Origin of the sequence: Kluyvera sp. 142486 (genome assembly GCF_046569695.1) — a bacterium.
Classification (GTDB): Bacteria; Pseudomonadota; Gammaproteobacteria; order Enterobacterales; family Enterobacteriaceae; genus Kluyvera.
The window spans coordinates 135602-161035 of the sequence record NZ_JBKHUI010000004.1 but is presented as its reverse complement, the minus strand read 5'-3'; the positions used below and the strand labels follow the sequence as shown (position 1 = coordinate 161035).

Annotated in this window: 21 protein-coding genes; 8 read left to right on the top strand and 13 right to left on the bottom strand. The window is 56.4% G+C overall.

The annotated features are described in order from the left end of the window. Positions 1–18 precede the first annotated feature (18 nt). The gene (gene ompX / locus ACLGE8_RS06490) at positions 19–531 is read left to right on the top strand and encodes an outer membrane protein OmpX (protein ID WP_410997339.1); all 513 of its coding nucleotides are present in this window, start codon (positions 19–21) and stop codon (positions 529–531) included. A gap of 63 nt (positions 532–594) precedes the next feature. Here the strand turns inward: ompX and ACLGE8_RS06485 are convergent, their stop codons facing one another. The 3 genes from ACLGE8_RS06485 to mntS all read right to left on the bottom strand — a co-directional run bounded on the left by ACLGE8_RS06485 (position 595) and on the right by mntS (position 3629). Next, positions 595–1548 carry a nickel/cobalt transporter gene (locus ACLGE8_RS06485; protein ID WP_410997534.1) on the bottom strand — a complete coding sequence of 318 codons (954 nt, stop codon included), beginning with the start codon at positions 1546–1548 and terminating at the stop codon, positions 595–597. Positions 1549–1665: 117 nt separating this feature from the next. Beyond that, entirely contained in the window at positions 1666–3246 is a 1581-nt protein-coding gene (locus ACLGE8_RS06480; protein WP_410997337.1) for a sulfatase-like hydrolase/transferase, read from the bottom strand. A 257-nt stretch (positions 3247–3503) separates the two neighbouring features. Continuing rightward, entirely contained in the window at positions 3504–3629 is a 126-nt protein-coding gene (gene mntS, locus ACLGE8_RS06475; RefSeq protein ID WP_185666683.1) for a manganase accumulation protein MntS, read from the bottom strand. A gap of 182 nt (positions 3630–3811) precedes the next feature. Between mntS and mntR the strand changes: the two genes are divergently transcribed. From mntR to ACLGE8_RS06455, 4 genes are all read left to right on the top strand, one after another. Next, positions 3812–4285: a manganese-binding transcriptional regulator MntR gene (mntR, locus tag ACLGE8_RS06470; protein WP_410997335.1), complete on the top strand. Its 474-nt coding sequence runs from the start codon at positions 3812–3814 to the stop codon at positions 4283–4285. After that, on the top strand, positions 4282–5400 hold the full coding sequence (locus ACLGE8_RS06465) for an anion transporter (RefSeq protein ID WP_410997333.1): 1119 nt from the start codon (positions 4282–4284) through the stop codon (positions 5398–5400). Before mntR ends, ACLGE8_RS06465 begins: the two co-directional genes overlap by 4 nt. Before the next feature lie 238 nt (positions 5401–5638). Beyond that, positions 5639–7015 (top strand): glycoside hydrolase family 1 protein, encoded by a 1377-nt coding sequence (locus ACLGE8_RS06460; RefSeq protein ID WP_410997331.1) that lies wholly within the window; start codon positions 5639–5641, stop codon positions 7013–7015. A gap of 15 nt (positions 7016–7030) precedes the next feature. Further along, complete coding sequence (locus ACLGE8_RS06455) at positions 7031–7747, top strand: GntR family transcriptional regulator (protein WP_410997329.1); 717 nt, start codon at positions 7031–7033, stop codon at positions 7745–7747. Between the two features lie 98 nt (positions 7748–7845). Here ACLGE8_RS06455 and ldtB read toward each other — a convergent pair whose 3' ends face one another. Continuing rightward, the gene (ldtB, locus tag ACLGE8_RS06450; RefSeq protein WP_185666758.1) at positions 7846–8766 is read right to left on the bottom strand and encodes a L,D-transpeptidase; all 921 of its coding nucleotides are present in this window, start codon (positions 8764–8766) and stop codon (positions 7846–7848) included. Positions 8767–8984: 218 nt separating this feature from the next. On the opposite strand from ldtB, the gene ACLGE8_RS06445 reads away from it, so the two are divergent. Then, positions 8985–10580 (top strand): ABC-F family ATPase, encoded by a 1596-nt coding sequence (locus tag ACLGE8_RS06445; protein WP_410997327.1) that lies wholly within the window; start codon positions 8985–8987, stop codon positions 10578–10580. Positions 10581–10962: 382 nt separating this feature from the next. Here ACLGE8_RS06445 and ACLGE8_RS06440 read toward each other — a convergent pair whose 3' ends face one another. The 3 genes from ACLGE8_RS06440 to ACLGE8_RS06430 form a co-directional block, all read right to left on the bottom strand. Further along, positions 10963–11208 (bottom strand): hypothetical protein, encoded by a 246-nt coding sequence (locus ACLGE8_RS06440; protein ID WP_410997325.1) that lies wholly within the window; start codon positions 11206–11208, stop codon positions 10963–10965. A 107-nt stretch (positions 11209–11315) separates the two neighbouring features. Then, a complete protein-coding gene (locus tag ACLGE8_RS06435; RefSeq protein ID WP_410997323.1) occupies positions 11316–13682 on the bottom strand; it encodes a TIM-barrel domain-containing protein in 2367 nt (788 codons plus the stop codon). Positions 13683–13696: 14 nt separating this feature from the next. After that, complete coding sequence (locus ACLGE8_RS06430) at positions 13697–14998, bottom strand: MFS transporter (RefSeq protein WP_185666676.1); 1302 nt, start codon at positions 14996–14998, stop codon at positions 13697–13699. 300 nt (positions 14999–15298) lie between these two features. Here ACLGE8_RS06430 and ACLGE8_RS06425 point away from each other — a divergent pair, with 300 nt between their 5' ends. Next, positions 15299–16402 carry a LacI family DNA-binding transcriptional regulator gene (locus tag ACLGE8_RS06425; RefSeq protein WP_410997321.1) on the top strand — a complete coding sequence of 368 codons (1104 nt, stop codon included), beginning with the start codon at positions 15299–15301 and terminating at the stop codon, positions 16400–16402. Here the strand turns inward: ACLGE8_RS06425 and ACLGE8_RS06420 are convergent. The 4 genes from ACLGE8_RS06420 to ACLGE8_RS06405 form a co-directional block, all read right to left on the bottom strand. Beyond that, positions 16369–17634: a DUF1479 domain-containing protein gene (locus ACLGE8_RS06420; protein ID WP_410997319.1), complete on the bottom strand. Its 1266-nt coding sequence runs from the start codon at positions 17632–17634 to the stop codon at positions 16369–16371. The genes ACLGE8_RS06425 and ACLGE8_RS06420 overlap by 34 nt on opposite strands. A gap of 213 nt (positions 17635–17847) precedes the next feature. Beyond that, complete coding sequence (locus ACLGE8_RS06415; protein WP_410997317.1) at positions 17848–18657, bottom strand: Cof-type HAD-IIB family hydrolase; 810 nt, start codon at positions 18655–18657, stop codon at positions 17848–17850. 327 nt (positions 18658–18984) lie between these two features. Further along, positions 18985–21417, bottom strand: a complete 2433-nt coding sequence (locus ACLGE8_RS06410; protein ID WP_410997315.1) for a formate C-acetyltransferase/glycerol dehydratase family glycyl radical enzyme — start codon at positions 21415–21417, stop codon at positions 18985–18987. A gap of 4 nt (positions 21418–21421) precedes the next feature. Further along, positions 21422–22324: a glycyl-radical enzyme activating protein gene (locus ACLGE8_RS06405; RefSeq protein WP_410997313.1), complete on the bottom strand. Its 903-nt coding sequence runs from the start codon at positions 22322–22324 to the stop codon at positions 21422–21424. 133 nt (positions 22325–22457) lie between these two features. Here ACLGE8_RS06405 and fsa point away from each other — a divergent pair, with 133 nt between their 5' ends. Then, entirely contained in the window at positions 22458–23120 is a 663-nt protein-coding gene (gene fsa / locus ACLGE8_RS06400; protein WP_410997311.1) for a fructose-6-phosphate aldolase, read from the top strand. Between the two features lie 141 nt (positions 23121–23261). Here the strand turns inward: fsa and moeB are convergent, their stop codons facing one another. Beyond that, positions 23262–24023, bottom strand: coding sequence for a molybdopterin-synthase adenylyltransferase MoeB (moeB, locus tag ACLGE8_RS06395; protein ID WP_410997309.1), 762 nt, complete (start codon positions 24021–24023; stop codon positions 23262–23264). After that, positions 24023–25258: a molybdopterin molybdotransferase MoeA gene (gene moeA / locus ACLGE8_RS06390; RefSeq protein WP_410997307.1), complete on the bottom strand. Its 1236-nt coding sequence runs from the start codon at positions 25256–25258 to the stop codon at positions 24023–24025. Before moeA ends, moeB begins: the two co-directional genes overlap by 1 nt. Between the last annotated feature and the right edge of the window lie 176 nt (positions 25259–25434).

The following is a 25434-nucleotide window of genomic DNA, read 5'->3' as shown; positions in this document are numbered from 1 at the left end:
AGCACATTTGAGGTGGTTATGAAAAAAATTGCATGTCTTTCAGCACTGGCCGCTGTACTGGCTATCTCCGCAGGTACTGCCGTAGCTGCAACTTCTACCGTTACTGGTGGTTACGCTCAGAGCGATATGCAGGGCGTTGCTAACAAAGCGGGCGGTTTCAACCTGAAATACCGCTATGAAGAAGACAACAGCCCACTGGGTGTGATCGGCTCCTTCACTTACACGTCTAAGAGCGACACTCAGAACGACTTCTACACCAAAGGTCAGTACTACGGCATTACTGCTGGTCCTGCTTACCGCATCAACGACTGGGCTAGCATCTATGGCGTAGTCGGTGTTGGTTATGGTAAAGCACAGTACAACCAGTTCCCAGAAAACAACAACAGCACCAGCGACTACGGTTTCTCCTACGGTGCTGGTCTGCAGTTCAACCCGATCGAGAACGTCGCTCTGGACGTATCCTACGAGCAGTCTCGCATTCGTAGCGTTGACGTAGGTACCTGGATCGTGGGTGCAGGTTACCGCTTCTAATCACTTCGGTGATGTAAAAAGGGGTCTTGATGACCCCTTTTTTTATGCCCGTTGTTCAGCAGACTAGCAGCCTGCCGCGATGTAATCCCCGTTAGCGCTGATAGGAATGACCGTTAAAAATAGCACGGTCGCAAAGAGAATCAGCATCACCCCCCCAGCGACTTTAATCGCCGGCATCACCCAGCGTTGTCCCGCCGCGCCGCCAAAAAAGGCAACCGTCCGTTCGCGCGCATAGCGTACGGCAAGCGATAGCCCAAGAATGGACAGCGCCGTACCGAGGGCCATCGTCATCACGGCGGCAATTCCCCAACTGACAATACCGAGCGCATTGGCGAACATCAGAATCATAATAGCGCCGCTGCATGGTCGGGCACCGATTGCCAGAATGACCCCCAGACGGGTTTTCCAGTCGCTTTCAGCCAGCGCGATTCCTACGCCGTGATTCCCACAACCACACTGTTCATCGTGCTGGTGCAGCGGTTTGAGCGATGAAATGGTCATTTTGCGCGGGCGCAGGCTTTTCAACGCCTGATAGATAACAAACAGCCCAAATGCGCCAATCATCACCGCGCTGATTTTCTCTACATACCAGCGACTGGTGCTCAGATCGCCGGAGGCCAGGTTAAAGCCCACCGCCAGAATAAAGACAAACATAATCGCGCTAACGCCCTGCATCAGGCTACCGATAAACGGCACCACGCGGGCGGCCATCAGGCTTTCGCGGTTGGTGCTGAGATAGGTGGTAACGATGAATTTGCCGTGTCCTGGGCCAACGGCATGCAGCACGCCATAGAAGAACGCGCCGGTTAACAGCCATAACCCACCGCTGTATTCGTGATTATTGAGCTGTAGCAAATACATCACCAGATAGCGGTGCAGGGTGATTTGTGTCGCCAGACACCACTGAATAAAGGCGTTCCAGTGGGTGTGCAGGCTGAATGCGGTGGTGAGTAAGAGCAACAGCACTAGCCCAGCGGTAGGAATACGCCAGTCGCGCGTAAGACGTTGTGCGATCATCATCAGGCTCGCGGTGAGGGGAATTCAGAACAGTATAGTAATGCAGAGTCTGGCGGGTTTGCTATCCGCCCGCAGGATTTCGCAGCGAGCGGATAGCAAGAGCAGAGAAGGAACGAATTAGCTTTTGGGATCAAACAGATCGGTTTTCAGCGTGTCGTAATCCACTTTTTGTAACTGGAAGTTGGTGATGTAGACCTTGCCGGCTTTCTGCGAGGAGACAAAGCGATATTTCGGCACGATCTCCTGCGTCTGGATCCCCGTCCACTGCGAGAAGAAGCTCAGGAAATCGTTAGCGGAGCGGCGGGCCTTGATGACGTTGTGCTTTTTGTCATCGCTGGACAGCACCATAAACGGCACCTGGAAGTTCTGCTGGTATTTATCATCATGCGCCAGATACTGCACCGCTTTACCGCGCTCTTTAAACGCCAGCCCGTGATCGGAGAAATAGACCATCGAGAAGCTGTCGGTATTGCGACGCAGCTGATCGTACAGCTGGCTGAGCAGACTGTCGGTTTGCGTCATGGTGTAGAGGTAGCATGAGGTCTCTTTCGACTGCACAAACTGCGCATATTTGCCCTGAGTACGGTCGCAGGCCTGTGGATGTGAACCCATCAGATGCAGCACAATCAGCTGCGGCTGGCTACGTGCGGTCGAAAGTACCTGCTCGGTCATTTTCAGCAGCGCTTCATCACGGGTATTTTTGTCCGCTTCGAAATCACCATTTTTCAGGAAGTGCACCTCATCGGCGCGTTTGGCGATACTGGCAATCGCCGTATCGTATTCGCCAATCTGCCCCTGGTTGGAGAACCACCAGGTCTGGAAGCCCGCGCGGTTGGCGAGGGTGACGAAGTTATCCTGATACAACGGTTTACCGTCCACCACGCGGTTTAAGGTCAGCCCCAGCGATTTCTGCGTTGATCCGCTGGCGGCAATATAGTTGGTGAACAGGTTGCCGTTTACCGAACTGGCAAACGGCGTGTTGTCCCAATGGCCGCCAAAAGCGCCCAGCGCATCACGGCGCGCGCTTTCGCCAATCACCACCACGTAGGTGTGATATTTCGGCTTCACGGCGAGCACGTTCCAGGTGTCTTTCATATTGGAAAGCTCAGCCATGCGCCGCTGCTCGTCAATCACCTCGTTGTTGTTAACGACGATGTCTTTGACGAAACGGAAGGCCGGGTAGCCGGTATCTCTCAGTTTAAAGCCCCAGCCGGTCAGCTGGTTTTGAATAGGCTGGACGAAGAACACGCCGATGCAAAACACCAGACACAGCGTTTCCATCACGCCCCAGCGCTTTTTGTCGGTGACCTTACGGCGAACGGCAATGACCCCGAGCGCGAAAATAAACAGGCCAACGAGGTAGCTGTACCACGGGAAGATGGTGAAGATTTCCGTCGACTCTTCGACGTTAGTTGAGTGCAGCGCCAGCAGAGTGTTGAAGTTCGGCGCGCCGTAGGCCTGGCTAAAGGGAAAATAGAGCGCCCCTACCAGAGAATAAACCCCCAGAATGACCTTCTGCGTTTTCGGCACGGTGCACCACAGCAAATGCAGGACGCCGGTAAAGGCGACGGCATAGAGCAGGCTAAAGGGATAGCCCAGCGCCAGGTTAATCAGGATCGATTGTAAAAAATAAAATCCCGTCCACGGGCTCAGGGCAAGCCCACGTGCAGCGAGGGTTTCTTTCAGGGTTAGATTCATAGATAGCAACTATAAAAACGCCATGTGCATCCCCTGGCGTCAAGGGGTCTTTATTGGCCAGACAATGCGTGAAGAGGGGGAAGCAAAGTACAGGGCTGCGCAAAGATAAAGCGTGCTTATTATTGGGTCAACTACTGATAACGAATTGTTTTGGGAGGAAGACTGCAAAACCAGAAAATAACCGGGGTTTTTGGGGCGGAAGGGTTAGGTTGCCAGCGAAATGTGACGGAAAGATGAAGCGGCGATGCGCTCGCCGCTTAGCGGGACGGAGTGTCCTGTTGCGGTTTATTGTTGAACAGGTCGCACAGCATACCGATCAACATTAACCGGACTTTAAAAGGAGAGTGACTAAACACGCTGATACACCTCTTGAATTCGTTCATGGTTTCCTCCTGCTATTTGGCCCGTCATTCCGTGACGAGCGTTTGCATTACATACAGATATAGCACAGGCTATATTTTATAGCTATGGCTAAAACGTTAAATTTTTGTGCTCGGGTCACAATCCATTACAATGGGCCCACTTGATATGACGCGTTCAGGCGTCACACAGATGAGGAAGTGCTATGAGCCGCCGCGCAGGTACGCCAACAACTAAAAAAGCGACGCAGCTGGTTAACGTTGAAGAACACGTCGAAGGGTTCCGTCAGGTGCGTGAAGCGCATCGCCGGGAGCTGATTGATGATTATGTTGAGCTGATTTCGGATTTGATCCGCGAAGTAGGGGAAGCGCGGCAGGTGGATATGGCCGCTCGCCTTGGCGTCTCTCAGCCGACGGTGGCTAAAATGCTTAAACGCCTGGCAGGCGTTGGGCTGATTGAACAGATCCCATGGCGTGGGGTATTCCTGACGCCGGAAGGGGAGAAGCTGGCGCAGGAGAGTCGCGAGCGTCATCAGATCGTTGAGAACTTCCTGTTGGTGCTGGGCGTCAGCGCCGACACTGCCCGCCGCGATGCGGAAGGCATTGAGCACCATGTCAGCGAAGAGACGCTGGACATGTTCCGTCAGTTTACCCAGAAACATGGGCAATACGTGGAATGAACCTCCCTTTTATACGGTCGCTAGCCCGCGACCGTTTTCTGCATCTGCTGATTATCGTCGGCGTTCTGCTGAGCTTTTTCGTTCCCTTCATGCCATCACGCTGGCCTGTGGCCATTGATTGGCACACCATCATTACTCTGAGTGGCCTGATGCTGCTGACCAAAGGGGTTGAGCAGAGCGGTTATTTTGATGTCCTCGGGCGCAAAATGGCGCGTCGCTTTGCCACCGAGCGGCAGCTGGCGCTGTTTATGGTGCTGGCAGCGGCGCTGCTCTCCACCTTTCTCACCAACGACGTAGCGCTGTTTATCGTCGTGCCGCTGACCTTAACGCTGAAAAAATGGTGCGCGTTGCCGATTAACCGGCTGATTATTTTCGAAGCGCTGGCGGTCAACGCCGGATCGCTGTTAACGCCTATCGGCAACCCGCAGAACATCTTGCTATGGGGACGATCCGGCCTATCGTTCCCGGCGTTTACGCTACAAATGTTGCCGTTAGCGCTGGCGATGATGGTTACGCTGCTGGTGCTGTGCTGGTTTTGCTTCCCGGCGAAAAAGCTGCAGTTTCAGAGCAGTGATATCACGCCATCGTGGCAGCCACGGCTGGTGTGGAGCTGCCTCGCGTTCTATGTCGTCTTTCTGACCGCGCTCGAAATGAAGCAGGAGCTGTGGGGCCTGGTGATTGTGGCCGTTGGTTTTCTGCTGCTGGCAAGGCGCGTGGTATTCGGCGTGGACTGGACGCTGCTGCTGGTGTTTATGGCGATGTTTATCGACGTACACCTGCTGACCCAGCTTCCCGCATTGCATCAGGTGTTGAGCGGGGTGAGCGGATTGTCTGATGCGCCGCTCTGGCTCACGGCGATTGGGCTGTCGCAGGTTATCAGCAACGTCCCATCGACTATTCTGCTGCTCAACTACGTGCCGCCGTCGCTGCTGCTGGCGTGGGCGGTAAACGTCGGCGGCTTCGGGTTGCTGCCAGGCTCGCTGGCAAACCTGATTGCCCTGCGTATGGCGGCAGACCGACGCATCTGGTGGCGCTTCCATCTGTACTCGATCCCGATGCTGCTGTGGGCAGCGGCGGTGGGATACGGGCTGCTCGCCATCGTCAACCGCTCGTAGCCTCTTGCGGGTCGTGTAGGCCTGATGGCGGCGCTGCCTTATCCGGCCTACATAATCGCTTCTCTGTCTTCAGGGAAAAAAACTCTACATTCGAAGCGTAGCCCGGCCAAGCGAAGCGCCGTCGGGAAAAAACCTCTCCGACTCACAAAAAACGATCTCCAGGGTTGCGCACTTTTTCGACTTTGCGTTATATGACTAGTCATTAAATTTAAATGACTAGTCATATAGGAGCCGAACCATGAAACCATCACTGCCCGCCAACTTCCTCTGGGGCAACTCTGTTTCCAGCATGCAGACCGAGGGCGCCTGGAATGAAGGCGGCAAGGGAATGTCGGTATACGATATTCGCGAACCGAAAGAGTTCGCCTCTGACTGGAAGGTGGCGACGGATTCGTATCATCGCTATGAAGAAGATTTTGATTTGATGAAAGACCTGGGCATGAACTGCTATCGCTTCCAGATTGCCTGGAGCCGCGTGTGCCCAACCGGTGACGGTGAGTTTAACGAAGAGGGCATTGCCTTCTACGACCGTTTCATCGATGCGCTGATTGAGCGCGGCATTGAGCCGATGATCTGCCTGTACCACTTCGATATGCCGCTGGCGATGGCGGAAAAATACAACGGCTTTACCGACCGTCGTGTGATGGACGCGTTTATCCGCTACGGCAAAAAAGTGATCGACTCCTTCGGCGACAAGGTGACCTGGTGGCTGACCTTTAACGAGCAGAACCTCTACCATATGCCGGAAACGTTCCTGATCTCCGGCTATATGCGCGGCGACAAAACCCTGCGCGAGCTTTATGAAATTCAGCACCACGTGATGATGGCCCACGCGCATCTTACCAATTACCTGCACGACACCAAACCGGGCAAGCTGATGGGCGGTATGCTGGCGCACGCTCAGGTTTATCCGGCTACCTGCAAGCCCCGCGATGTCTTCTGCGTTCAGCAGCTCGATGAATTCTTCAACCAGAACCTGCTACGCGCTTTTGCGGGCGAGGGCTACAGCCCGGAAGTGATGCACTTCGTTAAGCAGTCCGGCTTTGACGACATCTACCGTGAGGAAGATTTGGCGGTGCTGGCGTCCATGAAAAACGACTACATGGCCTTCAGCTACTATGCCAGCCGTACCCTCAACAGCGACGCTATCCCGGAAGGCACGGCGGTGAACAACTATATGCTGTTTGGCGACACGCCGAACCCGCACCTGAAAGCTACGGAGTGGAACTGGCAGATAGACCCGCTCGGTTTTCGCAGTATTATTACGCGCTATTACAATGACTGGCGTCTGCCGGTATTCCCGATTGAGAACGGCATTGGGGTGATTGAATCCTGGGATGGCGAACATATCATTGAAGATGACTATCGCATTGCCTATCATCGCGACCATATCAACGCCATGAAGGCGGCGATTTTTGAAGATGGCGCGCAGGTCATTGGCTATCTTGGCTGGGGGCTGATTGATATTCTGAGCTCGCAGGGAGATATGCGTAAACGTTACGGCGTGGTCTACGTCAACCGTGAAAACCACGATTTAAAAGACCTGAAGCGTGTGCCGAAGAAAAGCTACGAATGGTTGAAAAAAGCGATTCATAGCAACGGCGAAGAGATGTAATAACAGGAGCGGGTAATGGCGGCGAAATACATCGCGATAGCGCGGGAAATTAAAAAACGGATTATCAGTCGGCAGTATTCCGCCTCTGAACCATTGCCCGACCAGTTTGCGCTGGCGGCTGAGTTCGGTACCAGCCGGATGACCATCCAGCAGGCCATGCGCCAGCTGATCGTCGAAGGGCTGGTGTATACCCGCCAGGGGCAGGGCACGTTTGTGCGTAAGAATTTCCTGCAGCTTTCGCAGTGGGATGTTCCCGGCGCGGACTATTCCGGGGCCACCGAAACCTGGGAGCATCTTGGCACCGTCGAAAGCCAGGTCATTCGCTTTGAGCTGCGCTTTCCCACGGAAAAAGAGCAGGCTTCGCTGCTGGTCAACGCCGATGCGCCGGTCTATGACTTTGTCCGTCTGCGTCTGCTCAACGGCGAGCCGCTGTCGCTGGATATGACCGTGATGCCGGTGTCGCTGGTGCCGGGGTTAAGCAAAACGCATCTCGAAAGCTCGGTGTTTCGCTATGTGCAGGAAAATCTGGGCCTGAAGATGATGGGATCGTATCGGGTGGTGCGGGCAATCAAACCCGATGCGCTCGATCGGCAGCACCTAAGCTGTGAGCCCGGTGACCCGGTGCTGGAGGTGGAGCAGGTTATCTATCTGGATGACGGCACGCCGCTGGAGTACGCGCACTGCCACTATCGCTACGACCATGGCGGTATCGTGATAGTGAATAACGGATAAAAAAATGGCGGGTGATTAACCCGCCATTTTTATTTTGTTACCCGAACGATGTTCATGTAGGCCCGGTAAGCGAAGCGCCACCGGGCAACATCAGGCAATTAGTTCAGACGGACCGGCATACCGGAACGGTTTTTAACCGCCTGGTCAACGATGCTCTGGTCAACGTCAGCCTGGCTGGTCACGCTCTGCACCGCTTTAGTCAGCACAACCGGTACGGTTTCGCCGCCTTCAAACTGCGCTTCGGTAGTAGACAGCGGGTTGTGAACTTCCATAAAGCGGCTGCCATCTGGTTCGGTGGTTACTTTCACAGGCTCATCAATGAACTGTACGCGAGTACCGACCGGCACGTTCTGGAACAGGAACTTGATGTCTTCGTTACGCAGACGTACGCAGCCGTGGCTCACGCGCAGACCGATACCGAAGTTAGCGTTGGTGCCGTGGATCGCGTACAGACGGCCGATATACAGCGCGTACAGACCCATCGGGTTATCCGGGCCAGCAGGAACAACGGCTGGCAGCGGGTTACCGGCTGCGGCATATTCAGCATGCATTTTCGCCGTTGGGGTCCAGGTTGGGCCCGCTTTCTTACGTTCTACTTTGGTGGTCCAGCTGATAGGCGTATCTTTGCCCAGCTGGCCGATACCGATTGGCAGCACGATCACAGTGTTGGTGCCTTTCGGATAGTAGTACAGACGCATTTCTGCGCTGTTAATAACGATACCTTCATGCACGGTGTCCGGCAGGATCAGCTGCTGAGGAATGTTCAGCACGCTACCGCCTTTCGGCAGGTAGGTATCCACGCCAGGGTTAGCTTCCAGCATGTTAGACAGACCCATCTGGTACTGGGCCGCGAAGTATTCCAGCGGTTGCTTATTGTCTTCAGGAATGGTGATGACCTGATTCTGACCGACAATGCGGCTTCCATCGGTTGGCAGCGGATAGGTTACCGCCGATGCCGAATTACAGAAGCCTACGACAGCAAGCGCCGCAGCGAAAAGCGTAGTTAATTTCATGTTCATGTTGTGCGAGGTATCAGTGCCATTACAGCGGTTGTTTGAGAATTCAGACTGTTGGTAGGAGCGCATTATATGTGCATTCCTTGTCGCAGGGAATTCGGATGTGTACGAAATCACATTTTTTTCACTTGAGTTACAGTTTAGTCACTGGCGAAGGCGGGCGCTTTTTATTCGGAATTGTGGCAGAATAGGCGGTTTGTCACATTCTTCAGGATACTCCCGTGTTAGTTACCAGCAACGTTACCATGCAGTTTGGCAGTAAGCCGCTGTTCGAAAATATCTCCGTCAAGTTTGGCGGCGGCAACCGTTACGGCCTGATTGGCGCAAACGGGAGCGGCAAATCTACCTTTATGAAAATCCTCGGCGGCGACTTAGAGCCGACGCTGGGCAACGTTTCCCTCGATCCGAACGAACGCATCGGTAAGCTGCGTCAGGATCAGTTCGCCTTCGAAGAGTACTCCGTACTCGACACCGTTATTATGGGTCACGGCGAGCTGTGGGAAGTGAAACAAGAGCGCGACCGCATCTACGGTCTGGCGGAAATGAGCGAAGAAGACGGCTACAAAGTGGCCGACCTCGAAGTGCTTTACGGCGAAATGGACGGTTACTCTGCGGAATCACGCGCCGGCGAACTGCTGCTGGGCGTGGGTATTCCGCTGGAGCAGCACTACGGCCTGATGAGTGAAGTGGCTCCGGGTTGGAAACTCCGTGTGCTGTTGGCGCAGGCGCTGTTCTCTAACCCAGACATTCTGCTGCTCGATGAACCGACGAACAACCTGGATATCGACACCATCCGCTGGCTGGAGCAGACGCTGAACGAACGCGACAGCACCATGATCATCATTTCGCACGACCGTCACTTCCTGAACATGGTCTGCACCCACATGGCTGACCTCGACTACGGCGAACTGCGCGTGTACGCCGGTAACTACGACGAGTACATGACCGCAGCGACCCAGGCGCGTGAGCGCCTGCTGGCCGACAACGCCAAGAAAAAAGCGCAGATTGCTGACCTGCAATCCTTCGTTAGCCGCTTTAGCGCCAACGCCTCTAAATCTCGTCAGGCAACCTCTCGTGCCCGTCAGATTGACAAAATCAAGCTCGACGAAGTGAAAGCTTCCAGCCGTCAGAACCCGTTCATCCGTTTCGAACAGGAGAAGAAGCTGTTCCGTAACGCGCTGGAAGTGGAAGCGCTGACCAAAGGCTTTGATAACGGCCCACTGTTTAAAAACTTCAACCTGATGATGGAAGTGGGCGAGAAGATCGCCATTATCGGCGCCAACGGCGTGGGTAAATCCACCATGCTGAAAACCCTGGTTGGTGAACTGACGCCGGATAGCGGTACCGTGAAATGGTCTGAGAACGCCAGCATCGGTTACTACGCTCAGGATCACGCCGAAGATTTCGATAACGATCTCTCCGTGTTTGACTGGATGAGCCAGTGGAAACAGGAAGGCGACGACGAGCAGGTAGTTCGTGGCTTCCTCGGCCGTCTGCTGTTCAGCCAGGACGATATCAAGAAGCCTGCGAAGGTGCTGTCCGGTGGTGAGAAAGGTCGCATGTTGTTCGGTAAGTTGATGATGCAGAAACCAAACATTCTGGTGATGGATGAACCAACCAACCACCTGGATATGGAATCTATTGAATCACTGAATATGGCGCTGGAAATGTATCAGGGCACCCTGATCTTCGTTTCCCACGACCGTGAGTTCGTCAGCTCACTGGCGACCCGCGTGATTGAAATTACGCCTGAGCGCGTGGTGGACTTCAGCGGCAACTACGAAGATTACCTGCGCAGCAAAGGTATCGACGGTTAATTCCGTATCGCTTCCCGATGGCACGCGTGCCATCGGGAATTCTTGCGACATAACGTCTCACAAACAATTCATCAACAGCCTCTCGATACCCTCGCCACACCATAATTTCTGCACAGTTTTATGAAGAAATGACTCCCGCATATTCATTGATGGCGGAAGAGGCGATGCTGGCTTTTATTCGCCTGGTCATTGTCAAAAGTTAACCCTACCGCCCAATCCTTGAACGGAGCAGATACTGATGATCATTATGCGCTGGTGGTCAATGTCGTTTTGTACGGTGTGTTGATTGGTTTTTTAATTGCGGTGGCGTAAGAGACGCGCCGTTTTAGCTGGTAGGCTTAAACAAGCCGGGCAGGGTAAACGGCTACCCGGCGTTGAGCGATTATCGGTGGTGATGTATTACCGGTAGAGGAAAACCGTTGCTGACGTCAGAGGGGCCGCTGAACGCCGCCGGGCCGTATGCCTGCGCGATAGAACCATCGTTGTCGTCGTCAGAGAAACGACTCAGCGCCGTGGTTTTCGTTTGAGGATTTTGCGCAGCGGTTTCCTGCAAAGGGCGCTCCTGGAAGGCCAATGCGCTGGTAGAGCTGAGCAGTAATGCCATTGCCATCGTGGTCACTATTTTCATATTTTTGGGTCCGCAAATTGAGAGGGCATTCTGAAGGTATAGTGAGCACAAGAAAAACGCCATGAGCGGTTACACTCATGGCGTGCTTTGTTACCAATGGAAAACAATCAGCGGTTTATCCACTCTGCAGCGGCGACGCCGTTAACCAGTAACTGACGTTTTTCCCCTTCCGGCAGCGTCACCTTCAGCGCCTTCCACGCCGGACGATAATCGCCGCGCGCATTGACCTTCAGGTCAATAGTGCTACCCGTGCAGACCATCTCCCACTCCAGCCACAGCGCGTTGCCCTGCTGGTATCCCCACGACTCGCCGTCATCTTCAAACAGCAAGCCAGACGTGCTGCCCACGCCTTTCAGCGGATACAGCTTCAGCTCGCGCTGCGTATCCTCGGCGGCGTTAATAAAGGTAATGCGTTCGCTCATTGGAATACCGGCCCCGGCGCGAACCAGCAGCGGTAGCTTCTCCAGCGGCGCATCGAGGGTTATCCACTGGCCGCCGCTGAACCACTCGCTGGTGTAAAAATCGTACCAGCCGGTCTCGTTGTCCGGCAGCCAGACGCGGCGCTCGCGCTCGCCTGCTTCCACGACGCTGGCGACCAGAATATCGCGGCCGAGCAGGAAGTCGTCGCACTCAGCAAACGTCTGTTCATCATGCTCGTGGTCCAGGAACGTTGGGCGCAGCATCGGTTCATCGTCAGCGTGCGCTTGCCACAGCAGGGTGTAGAAGTACGGCAGCAGGCGGTAGCGCAGTTCAATAGCGCTGCGGATAGCCGGGGTAATGGCGGGATACATCCACGGTTCGTTGACGGTATGGTCATCATTCCAGGAGTGGATGGTAAAGCGTGGGTGCATCACGCCGTTTTGTACCCAACGCACGAACAGTTCCGGGTCTGGTTTATCGCCGGAGAAGCCGCCGACGTCATGCCCGAGGTTGTAGAGGCCAGACAGGCTCATCCCCAGCCCCATGCGGGTGTTGTAACGCAGGGTATCCCAATTGGTGCGGTTATCGCCGCTCCAGGTCTGCACGTAGCGCTGCATCCCGGCGCAGCCGGAGCGAGAAATCAGGTACGGGCGCTTGTTCGGTGCAAAGCGCTGCTGGGCTTCCATGGAGGCGCGAATCATCAGCAGCGGCATCACCGGGCGAATATGCTTGATGGCAATCTCTTTGCCAAAGCCGTGGCAGCGCGCTTCGCCGTCCCAGACTTCAAACTCGTTGTTATCGTTCCAGGTGGAGTCGATACCCATCTCCAGCAACTGGTCGGTGACCCCGTTCTGCCACCAGGCCACGGTCTGCGGGTTGGTGAAGTCGAGGTGCGAGCCTTCGTCGTCCCAGAAGCTGGAACGCTCCGGACCGTCGCTTTCGGAATCGCGAATAAACAGCGCCTGTTCCGCCACCTCGCTGTAGCGCGGGTGATCCTGCAACAGGCACGGCTTGATGTTCGCCGCCAGATGCAACCCGGCATCGTGGAATGCCCGGCTCATCACCTTCGGCTGCGGCACTTTGTCGTAGTTCCAGTTGAACACGTAGCGCTTGCCGTTAATCGAGGTGTAGCCGGAAGAGAGCTGGAACGAGTCGCACGGAATGGCATGTTCGTCGCACAGACGAATAAAGTTCATCAGCTGGTTCTGCGCGTCCGGCGCGTCGGTGTAGTGCATGGTGGAACCGCTATAGCCGAGGCTCCATTTTGGCCCGAACAGCGTTTTACCGGTTAGGCGGACGAAGGCTTTGGTTACGTCGAGCACGCGTTCGCCGGTGAACAGGTAGTAGTCGATATCCCCGGCCTCGGCCTGCCAGCGGCGGTAGGCAGTGTGATAGTTGTCGATCTCGTTGCCGAGATCCAGCCAGCAGCTGCTGAGGTTGTCGTAAAACAGCCCGAAGCTCACGTCATCGCGGCGGGTGATGGTAAACGGAATATGTTTGTACAGCGGGTCGGTGCTGACCGCGTTATAGCCCATCGCATCGAGGTTGCGCATCTCATAGCGTTTGCCGGTACGCTGCAGGTCGCCGGCTTTATCGCCGAGGCCATAAAAACGCTCGTCCTTGCGGCGGCTCTGATAGTGCGCCACGCCGTCGCCGTGGGCGTTAACCAGATAGGCGCTGGTCGGGCGATCGTTGACCAGCGGCTGCCACTCGCCCTCGGCGTTACGGTAGTGCCACTCAATCCACAGCGGCTGATGGACGGTCGCGCGCAGAGATTCGGTCGCTACCGTCACGGTGTCATCCTGCTGGCTCAGCGTCCAGGCCGGCAGGGTAAAACCGCTGAGATCCTCACGGTCACGCCCTTCCCACGGCACATCCTGCGCTGGCGCGATACTCCAGGTGCGGTCCAGCGCCAGCTCGCCTTTGCGTTTTAACAGCACGCGGAACAGATTCTCCTCCAGCACGTACAGGCACAGCGTGTGCTGGCCGTCGACCAGCAATTCGACGTGATGAGTTGACTGTTTTTGCAGGGTCCAGTTTTTCAGCGTTTTCATATCTACATCCACTCTCAGGCGCGTTTTGCGCGACGTTCAGCAATAAAAGAAACCAGGAAGATGGCGCCAATCAGGTCGAAGAAGCCCATGGCGATAAACAGCGGGTTGAAGCCGATTTTGTCGGCGGTCACCCCGATAATCAGGGAAAAGATGAAGCTCGCGATCCACGCCGCGGAACCGCGCATGCCGTTTACGGTCGCCATCTGGCCTTTATCGAAAGACTCTACGACCAGGGCGCTCAGCATGCAGGAGATGATCTGGTGACCGAAGCCGCCAATCGACATCAGTACCACGGCGACGATAGGATCTTTGGTCAGTGCGACCACGGCGAGCGACACCATTAAGAAAGCACCGGTAACGGAGCTCGCCACGGTAGAGTTAACGCGCGAGCAGCCAAACAAGCGGACATACAGGCGGGTTAAGTAACCGCTGGCGACGCTGCCGAGGTCGGCGGCGAGGAACGGCAGCCAGGCGAACAGGGCGATCTGCTTGAGATCCATGTTGTACTGTTTGGCGAAGTAGAGCGGCATCCAGAAGCTGAAGACCGCCCAGGCCGGTTCCGCCATAAACGCCGGAATGGCGATACCGTAGAAGCGTTTGTTTTTGCCAACGGTTTTCAGCGCGGTGAGGAACGGCAGTTTGACCGGCGGCGCTTCGTTATCCTGGCGGATATAGTCCAGCTCGGCCTTGCCCAGGTTCGGGTGCTTGTCCGGGTTATGGTAGAACACCCACCACAGCACCACCCACGCTGCCGCCAGCACACCGGTAAACATAAACGCGCCCTGCCAGCCGAAGGAGGCGTGAGCAAAGTAAATGATCGGCGGCGCCAGCATCGCGCCGATAGAAAAGCCTACGCCCGCCCATCCTGCCGCTACCGGGCGTTCGGATTTCGGGAACCACTCGCCAATGGTCTTGGCGTTTGCCGGGGTCGCCGCCGCTTCCGCGCCGCCCATAAAGAAGCGCAGCAGCGCCAGATGCACCCAGTTACCGGCCCCCGCATGCAGCAGGCAGGCCAGCGCCCACAGGCTGGCGCAAATCATAAACCCCAGCTTGAGGCCAATCACATCAATCAGCCAGCCGCACAGCGGCTGGAACAGGGTGTAGGCAATCTGGAACGCCCCGACAATCCACGAATACTGTTCGGTGGTGATCCCAAGGCTGGTTTTCAGCTCCGGGGCCAGAATGCCCAGTGAGTTACGGGTGATGTAGTTGACGGTGACGCCGAGTAAAAAGAGGACCAGCATCCACCAGCGCAGGTTTTTGACTACGCGGCGCGTTTTGCTGACGGCCATATCATTATTGATACCCTGGCTCATAGGGTTCTCCACAGGATGATGTAGGGGACGGCGCGCCAACTGCGTGGGGGAGTTGTCACACCACTTTTATTAAGATTTTGATTGTTATCGTTTTTGTTTGTGCTCACTTCCACCGTTCTTGTATGGAAGTTGTTCTACCAATTTACAGTAGGAGACAATAAAAGCGGGGGAAAGCGGGTTTTGTGCACGTTTTTTCATAACTGGCTGATATAGATTACGTACAATCATTCAAATCCCGTCAGCGTGCGGTTTTTATGTCATGAAAATTCTTTCATTTATGAATTAGAGGCGGATCACAAAATGGAAAAGAAGCTAAAAATTGCGGAAATTGCCGCGCGAACCGGGCTCTCCGCCAGCACCGTTTCGCGGGTATTAGCAGGGAAAGCCAACACCAGCGACCGCGCCCGTGAAAAGGTGCTGGCCTGCGCGCGTGAGCTGGGGGTGATGGACGGCATGGCGGCGGGCCGCATGTTGCTGAACAACCTGATAATCTTTGCGCCGCCAAGAGCGTTTGATGAGCGGTCGGACATCTTCTACTACCGCGTGATTCAGAGCATCAGCAAGGCGTTGGCACCGCACGAGGTGCGCCTGCGCTATTGCCCGCTGGAAGAGAACGACGGTGATCCCACGCTGTTTTTGTCGCGTATGAACGAGCCGGAGACGCAGGCGGCCATTCTGTTGGGTATCGACGATCCGCATATTCACGATCTAGCCGCCGATCTCGGCAAGCCCTGCGTGCTGATCAACTGTCGAGACGATCGCATGCGATTACCTGCTATCGCGCCGGATCACCGCACGATCGGCGCGTTTGCCGCCCGTTATCTGTTTGAAATGGGCCACCGTGAGGTGATGAACGTGATGTGCCTGCGCCGCTACACTATGGAGCAGCGGCTGGCGGGCATTAAAGAGTCGTGGCGGCAGCACAACCTCGTTTTTCAGCATGAGCGTGACCTACTCAATATCGGCAGCTTTAGCGCCAAAGGGGCGGAAGAGAAGGTAGGGGCGTGGCTTGATGCGCTTGGCAACCGCCCGATGTCGACGGCGTTTCTGGTCGGCGGTGATTTTATGGCGGCGGGCACCATCAACGCGCTGCGCCAGCGCGGGCTGCGCGTGCCGCAGGATGTTTCGGTAATGAGCATCGATGGTTTTAACCTGGCGGCGATTGAAGATGTGCCGCTAACGGCGGTTCACGTCCCGCGCGATGAGTTGGGCGTTGAGGCGGTACAGATGCTGCAACAGCGGCTCATTCGCCCGGACGCGCCGGTTGGCTCGCTGCTGCTGCATGGGCGGCTGGCGGTGCGGGAATCGGTCAGGCGGGTGCGCCCCGGAAAAGGGCACACCGCCGTGGAACGGGAAGGGCTATACGACAATCAGTTGTCGATACCGAGCGCCCGTTTGCCGTGAATGTTGAGGTCGGCGAGGGTGAAACGCCCTTGCCAGTCGGCTTCGTAGTCTTCGCGCGGGAAGTCGCCCGGCGAGGCTCCTCGCTCCAGCGCAGCCTTCACCTTATGGGCGTAGGCGAGGTTTTTCGCACACATCGGGGCCGCCGGAATATACATCACGTTGCCCCAGCCTTGCTGGTTTTCGACTGGTGCCACTGAGTGGATCACGTCGCAGTGCCACCATACGGAATCCCCCGCCTCAATGGCGGGAATGGCGGTCAGTGCGCTGATCAACAGCGGGTGCCACTTCTCGGAAATCGGCAGTACTTTTCCCGGCGCGACGCCGCAGAGTTCGTCGTCAGGCACATCATCCAGCAGCGGACGCAGCAGCACGTAGGCCATCGCTTCTGGAATCGACACCACGTGCAGCAATCCCTGATCGGGAATCATATCCGAGAGCGCCGTCCAGCCCTGGAAGGTACGGAATACCGAGCATTTGGTGGTGTTATCGACGGTGTACTCTTCCACATCGGTGCGGTGCGCGGCGTTCCACGGGTCATATTGTTCAATATTGCCGTTAAACACGTTGGCAAACACCTGCTGGTAGGCTGGCAGCAGCCAGCGCTCCAGCGCGCCGGAGTCAGTATGCGCGCCCAGACCTTTAGACGTGGTACCCGGCGGGCGGCGGCGAATACGGTCCGGGTAGATAACGCTGATATCCGGGTTAAACCACTGCTTACCGTCGCTTTCCACCTGCCACAGGCGGTTCAGGAATGACTGCGCCAGCGCCATCTCGGGGCTCTGGCGGGCCTGCATCTGCGCCTGGGACCAGTAGATGGGGTAAATCTCCGGGCGTGAGGCATCCAGCGAACCGAAGAAGGTGTCGCCCGGACCTTTGTAGACATCGTCAAAGCGGTTGAGGTCGAGGTAGTCGAGCATTGAACGATCCCAGGCCAATGCCTGTTCACGAAGGAAATGACCTTTGATTACCGCACAGCCGCGGCGCTTCACTGCTGCGCGAGTGGCGTCAGTGATTTTTCCGGCGGCGAGATCGGCATACGGGATCTCTGGCCACACCGGCTGACCCTGAGCCTTTAGCGCGTTAATTTCCGCCACGCGGGCTTCAATGGTGGCGCTCAGACGGTCAAATACCGCCTGCACATCGCCAATCTGTGCGCGCAGCGCCTGCTTCATCTGGCGAATCGCCGCTTTCGGGTCGGTGGGCAGCGTTTCGTGGGTAAAGGACATTGTCATATCAACCTCGCAATCTTTCATTCGAAAGTAAAAAACATTACAAATGATACTTTAAGTTAAAATAAAGTTAATGCAAGTTTAAATTTTTGCGTTCAATCACGAAGGTAAAGAAAGATGAATACGTAGGCCGGATAAGGCAACGCCGCCATCCGGCAATGTGCCCGGAGGTGCCTGATGGCGGCGTTGCCTTATCAGGCCTACATAGGGAGAGAATTAGAAAGGTGCGGTGCTGTCGAGCACGGCCTGAATCACATTCAGCGCGCCGTCGTGGTTGTTATCGTCGGTCTGGTAGTCGGCGATAGCTTTAATGCTTTCACCCGCGTTGCCCATGGCGAAGGCGTACTTCACCAGCTTAAGCATTTCGGCATCGTTGCCGCTGTCGCCAATCGCCACGCACTGCTGCGGCGAAAGCTGCCAGCGTTTCAGCAGACGACTGATGCCGTTGGCTTTGTGTAGGCCTGGAATAATGAGATCGACAAAGCCGAAACCGCTGGTAACCGGCTTCATAATGCCGTCGAGGGAGACGTGCAGTTTATCAATCAGATCGGGAATGTCGCTATCCGGCAGGTTCAGCGAGAATTTGAACATCTTGTCGTCGACGTCGTGGAAGTTCGCCACGCGCTTTAAGCGGTAGTAGTGTTTGGACATCAGCTCGACCAGCGCCTCTGGCGCACTCTCGCTGATGTAGGCGCTTTCCAGACCGCAGGCGACGAAATACATCTGCGGGTCTTTCAGCAGTTCACCAATCACCACCTGATATTCATGCTTTGTCAGCTCACCGTGGAAAAGCTGTTGCCCGTGCTCGTACACCAGCGCGCCGTTTTCGGCGACAAACGAGATACGATCGCGGATTTCAGGGAAGAAGGTAATCAGCTGGTAGTACTGGTTGCCGCTGGCAACGACGAATTCAATATCACGCTGTTGAAGCTGTTCAAACTGCGCCAGAAACCGCGAACGGTCGTAGGTCTTGGCGTCATTAAGAAAAGTTCCGTCCATATCAGTGACGATAACTTTAACGGTCATGCGGGATGCTCCTGGGGTAACTTCGGCCAGAAACAATTTAATTACAATGTGAGCTAAAGCACAAATTTATTTCATTCGAAAGAGAAGTGGCGGGAGAGTTGTGCGCGTTGGACCCTCACCCCGGCCCTCTCCCTGGAAGGGAGAGGGGGAATTCACCAACGGCACCGACCGGTTCCCTCTCCCTGGAGGGGGAGGGGGAATTTACCAACGGCGCCGACCGGTTCCCTCTCCCTGGAGGGGGAGGGGGAGGGGGAATTTACCAACGGCGCCGACCGGTTCCCTCTCCCCTAGGGGGAGAGGGTTAGGGTGAGGGGGAAAAGCACCGACCTACAGTGTATGCTCCGTACGCGCAATAATATCGTCCTGCGCATCCGGCGACAGCGCGGTAAAGAACGCCGAATACCCCGCCACGCGCACCACTAAATCACGGTACTGATCCGGATGTTTCTTCGCTTCCAGCAGCGTTTCGCGCGACACGATGTTGTACTGAATATGCCAGCCTTTGTGCACCTCGAAGAAGGTGCGCAGCAGCGCCATCAGCTTCTGTTTATCGCTCTCATTCTCAAGCGTTGCCGGGTTCAGCTTCTGGTTTAACAGCACGCCGCCAAGAATTGCTGAGGTTGGCAGTTTCCCCACCGAGCTAATCACCGCCGTTGGACCAAGATGGTCGGTCCCGGATGCCGGGCTGGCCCCTTCGGCAAGCGGGGTTTTGGCTTTACGGCCGTCCGGCGTTGCCATGGTCTGCGCGCCAAACGGCACGTTGGCCGAGATAGAGGACGTGCCAGCGTAATAGTTGCCGCCAATCGGGCCACGACCATAGCGCGGGTTGTGATATTGCTTCAGCTCGTCGATATAGGTCTGGTAGGCGCGAGCCAGCAGGGTGTCGACGCTGTCATCATCGTTGCCGTACTTCGGCGCGCCGTTGATCAACCGCTGGCGCAGCTGCTCGTGGGTCAGGCCGTCATAGTCTTCCGCTAGCGCTTTTGCCAGCTCCTGCTGACCAATCAGTCCCTGATCGAAGATCAGCTTTTTCACCGCCGCCAGGCTGTTGCCGAGGTTGGCAATACCCACCTGCAGGCCGGAAACCCAGTCGTATTTCGCGCCGCCCTGTTTGATGCTTTTCGCCCGCTCAATGCAGTCATCAACCAGCGCCGAGCACAGAATATCGTGCACGTTCTCTTCCAGCATGGTGTCGACCACGTACTCGATCTCAATCGATTTACGGGTGTAGTAGCGAATCTGGGTGTCCCAATCCGCCAGCATCTGGTCGAAGCTGGCGAAGTTGCCCTGCGACAGCGCGTGTTCTTGCGGCAGGAACACCTTGCCGCTGGTGGCATCACGGCCGCCTTCCATCGCCGCCAGCATCACGCGGGCAAAGTTGATAAAGCTCATGCCGGTGCAGCGGTAGCCCCACTTGCCGCCGACGGCGGTTTCGATACAGCCGATGGCTGCATAGTCGTAGGCATCTTCCGGCTCAACGCCGAGTTTAATAAATTCCGGGATAACGATTTCATCGTTGTTAAACGCCGGCATGCCGAAGCCGCAGCGAATCACCTGCACGCAGGCGTCGAGGAAGTCGTTGCTCATGCCCGCGTGGTAGCGCACGCTCAGATTTGGCTGGGTTGAGCGCAAGCGGCCGCAGGATTCGAGAATCGCGTAAGAGAGCGGGTTCACCGCGTCCTGCACTTCACCGTTCATCAGCTTCTGGCCGCCGATGGTGACGTTCTGATACAGCGGGCTACCGGCGGAAGCCTTAGAGTGCGAACCGGAACGAATCTTGTTCACTTCCAGCAGCTTCAGCCAGCAGCTGTGCAGCAGCTCGATAGCGTGTTCGCGGTCCAGCGTCTGTTCCAGCTCAACGTCGCGACGGTAATACGGATAGAGATACTGGTCCATACGGGCAAACGACACCGAGTGGCCGTTGGACTCAATTTGCAGAATCAGCTGGATGAAGTAGCACAGCTGGAGCGCCTGCCAGAAGGTTTTTGGCGGCTCGTGGGCAATGACATCGCAGTTTTCCGCCATTGCCAGCAGCTCATCGCGGCGGCTTTCACGAATCTCTTCGGCAGCCATTTTGCGCGCCAGTTCCGCGAAACGTTCGATGTGCAGACTCACCGCGTCCAGCACGATATCAATGGCTTTCAGGAACTGGTCGCCGTGCAGGTCTTCCAGCACGGTCAGGTTGATGCGGGTGCGGCGCTCGGCTACCTTAGCGCGCATACCGTCGAGGCCTTTTTCCAGCAGCAGCGGGAAGTTCACCGCCAGGTGGGCATCACCGGAGGTCATGTTGCCTTCAGCTTTGATGATACCGGTCGCCAGCAGCGCTTTTTGCTCGTCGGTGAACATGCCGTAGCAGCGGTCCTGTACGGTCTGGCCGCGCCACCATGGGCACACTTCGTGCAGCACGCGCTTGTTCTCTTCGCTGACTGCAAAGCCAGCGCCTGGGCGATCCGCCAGGTCGTCGATCTCTTTTTCAATCCAGCTGACGGTGTATTCCGGGAAGATAGGTGCGGCGCGCACTTCGCTTGCCTGGTTGCCGATAATCAGCTCGTCGTGCTTGATCCAGATAGTGCGCTCTGCGAGGTGATGGGCCAGCGCCAGCGCACGGCGAACCGGGATCGGCTTGTCGAGGTGCTGCTGATAGGCTTCGGTATAGTGACGCGCACGTTCGGTGCACACCGGCGGCTTCACGATATGAACCAGCGCGTTTTTGTGGGCCTGAATGCGGTCGGTCAGTTTATCGAGTTTCAGAGTGGTCATCGTTTTATCCTCGTAGTGTCGCTGTTAACCCTTTTTCACCGGCATACTGTTGAGCAAAATCCAGCAGCTCAGGGTCATTCAGCGGCTTATCGGGTGCGAAGTAGGGAAGGCCGAGCAGGGCATATTTATTGATGCCGAGCGTGTGGTAAGGCAGAAAATGAATCTCGCGCACGCCGGGCATTTCGTCGGCGGCAAAATCGGTAATCGCTTTAATCGAGGTTTCGTCGGCGTTAAAGCCCTGAATCAGCGGCACGCGCAGCGTGACCTGTTTACCGGCGGCTGACAGCCGCTTCAGGTTATCCAGCACGCGCTTGGCCGAGCCGTCGGTCCACTGTTTAAAGCGTGCTTCATCGACATGTTTGAGGTCAGCCAGGAACAGGTCGATATAGGGCAGCGCGGGTTCAAGGTAGCGCCACGGCACGTGCAGACAGGTTTCAACGGCGGTGTGAATCCCCTGTTCGTGCGCGCTTTTTAGCAGTGATAGCGCCAGTTCCGGGTTCATAAACGGTTCGCCGCCGGACAGGGTCATGCCACCGCCGCTGCGGTCATAAAACGGTTTATCGCGCAGCACGGTGGCCATAATCTCGTCGGCGCTTTTCTCTTCCCCGCAGACGGTTAACGCCTGGGTTGGGCAGCAGGTGGTCAGTGTGGCAAGGTGGGCGTCATCCAGCTTTTCCCGATGGATAACCAGCCCGTTAAGCGCACGTTCAATGACCGACGGCGCGGCTTTCTGGCACAGGTCGCAGCCGTCCAGGCACAGGCGTGGGTCAAACAGCAGATCCTGTTCACGGGAACGGCTTTCGGGATTCTGGCACCAACGGCAACCGAGCGAGCATCCTTTAAGGAAGACGACGGTGCGGATACCTGGACCATCATGGGTGGAATAGCGCTGAATGTTGAAAATCATATGCTGCCCTCATCTTTCGTATAAAGATTAAAATACTTTCGAATGAAAGTTATCTTGATGTGAGTCAACTTCAGCAGAGGTTTTGCTGTGGTAATGTTATTCCATGCTGAATATCACGGTTTAAGGACACATTATGGAACTCTATCTCGACACCTCCGACGTCGCTGCAGTGAAGAAGCTGGCGCGCGTTTTCCCGCTGGCGGGCGTGACCACAAACCCAAGCATCGTGGCGGCAGGTAAGACGCCGCTGGACGCGCTGCTGCCGGAACTGCTGGACGCTATGGGCGGTAAAGGCCGTCTATTTGCTCAGGTGATGGCGACGACGGCAGATGGCATGGTGGCGGACGCGCGTAAACTGCGGGCGATTATTCCCGATCTGGTGGTGAAAGTGCCGGTGACGGCGGAAGGTCTGGCAGCGATTAAGCTGCTGAAAGCGGAAGGCATTCCAACGCTGGGTACCGCCGTGTACGGTGCGGCGCAGGGGCTGCTGTCGGCGCTGGCGGGGGCTGAGTATGTCGCGCCTTACGTCAACCGTGTGGATGCCCAGGGCGGCAACGGGATTCAGACGGTGTGTGAATTACAGGACCTGCTGACCCTGCACGCGCCACAGGCGAAAGTGCTGGCGGCGAGCTTTAAAACGCCACGACAGGCGCTGGACTGCCTGCTGGCGGGCTGCCAGTCAATCACGCTGCCGCTCGATGTGGCGCAGCAGTTGATCAGCTACCCGGCGGTGGATGCGGCGGTGGCGAATTTTGAGCAGGACTGGCAGACGGCGTTCGGACGTACGTCGCTGTAACCCGTCGCTCGACCGGACTACGTCGGTTGTTGTAGGCCGGATAAGCGCAGCGCCATCCGGCAATCCTCGTTGCCATTGCCGGATGGCGGCGTTGCCTTATCCGGCCTACGATCGATTCTCTCTCCCCAATGGTGAGGAGCGTTACGCCGAAGCCTGCCCACACACCTCGCACGTCGGGCTACGCATCAGCTTCATCTCTCTGAACTGACAGCGCATTGCGTCGTACATTACGATTTTCCCCGCGGCAGGCACCCCGTAATGGGTCAGCACTTTAATCGCTTCCATTGCCTGCATTGCACCAATCACGCCAACCAGCGGTGACATCACGCCAGCTTCCACGCAGGTTAATGCGTTCTCGCCAAACAGGCGGCTCAGGCAGCGGTAGCACGGCTCACCCTCCTGATAGGTAAAGACGCTGATCTGACCTTCCATACGAATCGCCGCCCCGGAAACCAGCGGGATTTTGTGCTGGAAACAGCCCGCGTTGAGCTGATTGCGAATGGTCACGTTGTCGGTACAGTCGAGCACCAGATCGTGCTCGGCAATCTGTGCCCGCAGCGCCGCTTCTTCCAGCATTGCATTTAGCGTATTGAGCCTAACGTGCGGGTTAATGCGCGCCAGCGCCTCCCGCGCGGAGTCCACCTTCGGTTGACCAATGGTGGCATCGCTGTGCAGCGTCTGGCGCTGTAGGTTGGAGAGCGAAACGGTATCGAAATCGAGCAGCGTCAGCTTACCCACGCCTGCAGCAGCAAGATACTGCGTCGCCGCGCAGCCCAGCCCGCCGAGGCCGACGACCAGCACGCGGGCCGCTTTCAGCCGCTCCTGACCGTCAAAATCGAAATCGCGCAGGATGATTTGCCGGTTATAGCGCATCATCTCCGCATCACTAAGCTCCGCTGCCATTACAGGCCTCCCAGCAGATGGTTAAACGGCTCCACTTCTACCCATTCGCCCGGCTCAACGTGACCGCGCTCGCGCTCCAGCACGATAAAGCAGTTGCCCTGGCTGAACGAACTGAATATGTGGGAACCCTGATGACCGGTGGTAGAAACGGTCAGTTCGCCGTTTTCATTGCGGGTCAGCAGACCACGCTGGAAGTCGAGGCGACCCGGTGATTTTTTCAGACGGTCAGTGGTGCGTACGCGCAGGCGGGGGGCCTGGGTTGCCACGCTACCGGCGCTGAGTTTCGCCAGCAGCGGCTGAACCAACTGATAGAACGTCAACGCGGCGGAGACCGGGTTGCCCGGCAGTCCGCAGAACCAACTGTGGTTGAGCTTACCAAAGGCGAACGGTTTGCCCGGTTTGATGGCGAGCTTCCAGAAGCTGATTTCACCCAGCTCATCAAGGATGGTTTTGGTGTAGTCGGCTTCACCAACGGAAACGCCGCCGGAACTTATCACCACGTCGGCCTGCTCGTCCGCCTGGATAAAGGTCTGGCGCAGCTGTTCCGGGTCATCGCGGATGATGCCGAGGTTAATCACCTCGCAGCCCAGCTGTTCCAGCATCAGATGCACCGCCAGACGGTTGGTGTCATAAATTTGCCCATCGCCCAGCGGCTGGCCCGGCAGCTGCAGCTCATCACCGGTGGAGAACAGCGCGACGCGAATTTTACGCACCACGTCCACCTCCGCAATGCCGAGCGATGCCAGCACTGGCAGTTCGGCGATGGTTAAACGGGTTCCGGCAGGGAACACGACCGCGTCGTTGGCGATATCTTCACCGCGACGGCGAATATTCTGGTTGGCTTTAACGTTGGCGGTAAAACGAATACCGTCGTCGCTTTGCTCCGTTTCTTCCTGCATCACCACCGCGTCACAGCCTGCAGGCACCGGCGCGCCGGTCATAATGCGAATACAGGTACCGGCAGGCCATTCACCGTGGAACGGCTGACCGGCAAAAGCTTTACCTGCCACCGTCAGCGGCGTCTTCGCCGCGAGGTCGGCCAGACGCACCGCGTAGCCATCCATTGCCGAGTTATCGAAACCCGGTACATCCAACGGGGAGACGATATCGCTCGCGGTAATGCGGCCAAAAGCCTGGAGCAGCGGCACCGACTCGCTCTCATTGAGCGGGGTAATCTGGTCAAGCATTTGGCTCAGCGCGGTATCAAGCGGTATCAGTCCGGCGGTAAAATCCATGGGTAAACTCCTGCGAGAAACGTTCGAATGCGCACATTATGGCAGAAAAGCCTTACCGACAGTATGCCACCTGTGGTGTACCTCACTACGCGGGACGCTATTTCTATATTCAAAATTGATATAGGAACAGAGACACTATAATGATATTTATAAAGAAAATGAGGTAAGGGATCGCT

Excerpts from the sequence above, each read along its gene's own strand:
- ompX (WP_410997339.1), top strand. The coding sequence starts at position 19 with ATGAAAAAAATTGCATGTCTTTCAGCACTGGCCGCTGTACTGGCTATC.
- ACLGE8_RS06485 (WP_410997534.1), bottom strand. The coding sequence starts at position 1,548 with ATGATCGCACAACGTCTTACGCGCGACTGGCGTATTCCTACCGCTGGG.
- ACLGE8_RS06480 (WP_410997337.1), bottom strand. The coding sequence starts at position 3,246 with ATGAATCTAACCCTGAAAGAAACCCTCGCTGCACGTGGGCTTGCCCTG.
- mntS (WP_185666683.1), bottom strand. The coding sequence starts at position 3,629 with ATGAACGAATTCAAGAGGTGTATCAGCGTGTTTAGTCACTCTCCTTTT.
- mntR (WP_410997335.1), top strand. The coding sequence starts at position 3,812 with ATGAGCCGCCGCGCAGGTACGCCAACAACTAAAAAAGCGACGCAGCTG.
- ACLGE8_RS06465 (WP_410997333.1), top strand. The coding sequence starts at position 4,282 with ATGAACCTCCCTTTTATACGGTCGCTAGCCCGCGACCGTTTTCTGCAT.
- ACLGE8_RS06460 (WP_410997331.1), top strand. The coding sequence starts at position 5,639 with ATGAAACCATCACTGCCCGCCAACTTCCTCTGGGGCAACTCTGTTTCC.
- ACLGE8_RS06455 (WP_410997329.1), top strand. The coding sequence starts at position 7,031 with ATGGCGGCGAAATACATCGCGATAGCGCGGGAAATTAAAAAACGGATT.
- ldtB (WP_185666758.1), bottom strand. The coding sequence starts at position 8,766 with ATGAACATGAAATTAACTACGCTTTTCGCTGCGGCGCTTGCTGTCGTA.
- ACLGE8_RS06440 (WP_410997325.1), bottom strand. The coding sequence starts at position 11,208 with ATGAAAATAGTGACCACGATGGCAATGGCATTACTGCTCAGCTCTACC.
- ACLGE8_RS06435 (WP_410997323.1), bottom strand. The coding sequence starts at position 13,682 with ATGAAAACGCTGAAAAACTGGACCCTGCAAAAACAGTCAACTCATCAC.
- ACLGE8_RS06430 (WP_185666676.1), bottom strand. The coding sequence starts at position 14,998 with ATGAGCCAGGGTATCAATAATGATATGGCCGTCAGCAAAACGCGCCGC.
- ACLGE8_RS06425 (WP_410997321.1), top strand. The coding sequence starts at position 15,299 with ATGGAAAAGAAGCTAAAAATTGCGGAAATTGCCGCGCGAACCGGGCTC.
- ACLGE8_RS06420 (WP_410997319.1), bottom strand. The coding sequence starts at position 17,634 with ATGACAATGTCCTTTACCCACGAAACGCTGCCCACCGACCCGAAAGCG.
- ACLGE8_RS06415 (WP_410997317.1), bottom strand. The coding sequence starts at position 18,657 with ATGACCGTTAAAGTTATCGTCACTGATATGGACGGAACTTTTCTTAAT.
- ACLGE8_RS06410 (WP_410997315.1), bottom strand. The coding sequence starts at position 21,417 with ATGACCACTCTGAAACTCGATAAACTGACCGACCGCATTCAGGCCCAC.
- ACLGE8_RS06405 (WP_410997313.1), bottom strand. The coding sequence starts at position 22,324 with ATGATTTTCAACATTCAGCGCTATTCCACCCATGATGGTCCAGGTATC.
- fsa (WP_410997311.1), top strand. The coding sequence starts at position 22,458 with ATGGAACTCTATCTCGACACCTCCGACGTCGCTGCAGTGAAGAAGCTG.
- moeB (WP_410997309.1), bottom strand. The coding sequence starts at position 24,023 with ATGGCAGCGGAGCTTAGTGATGCGGAGATGATGCGCTATAACCGGCAA.
- moeA (WP_410997307.1), bottom strand. The coding sequence starts at position 25,258 with ATGGATTTTACCGCCGGACTGATACCGCTTGATACCGCGCTGAGCCAA.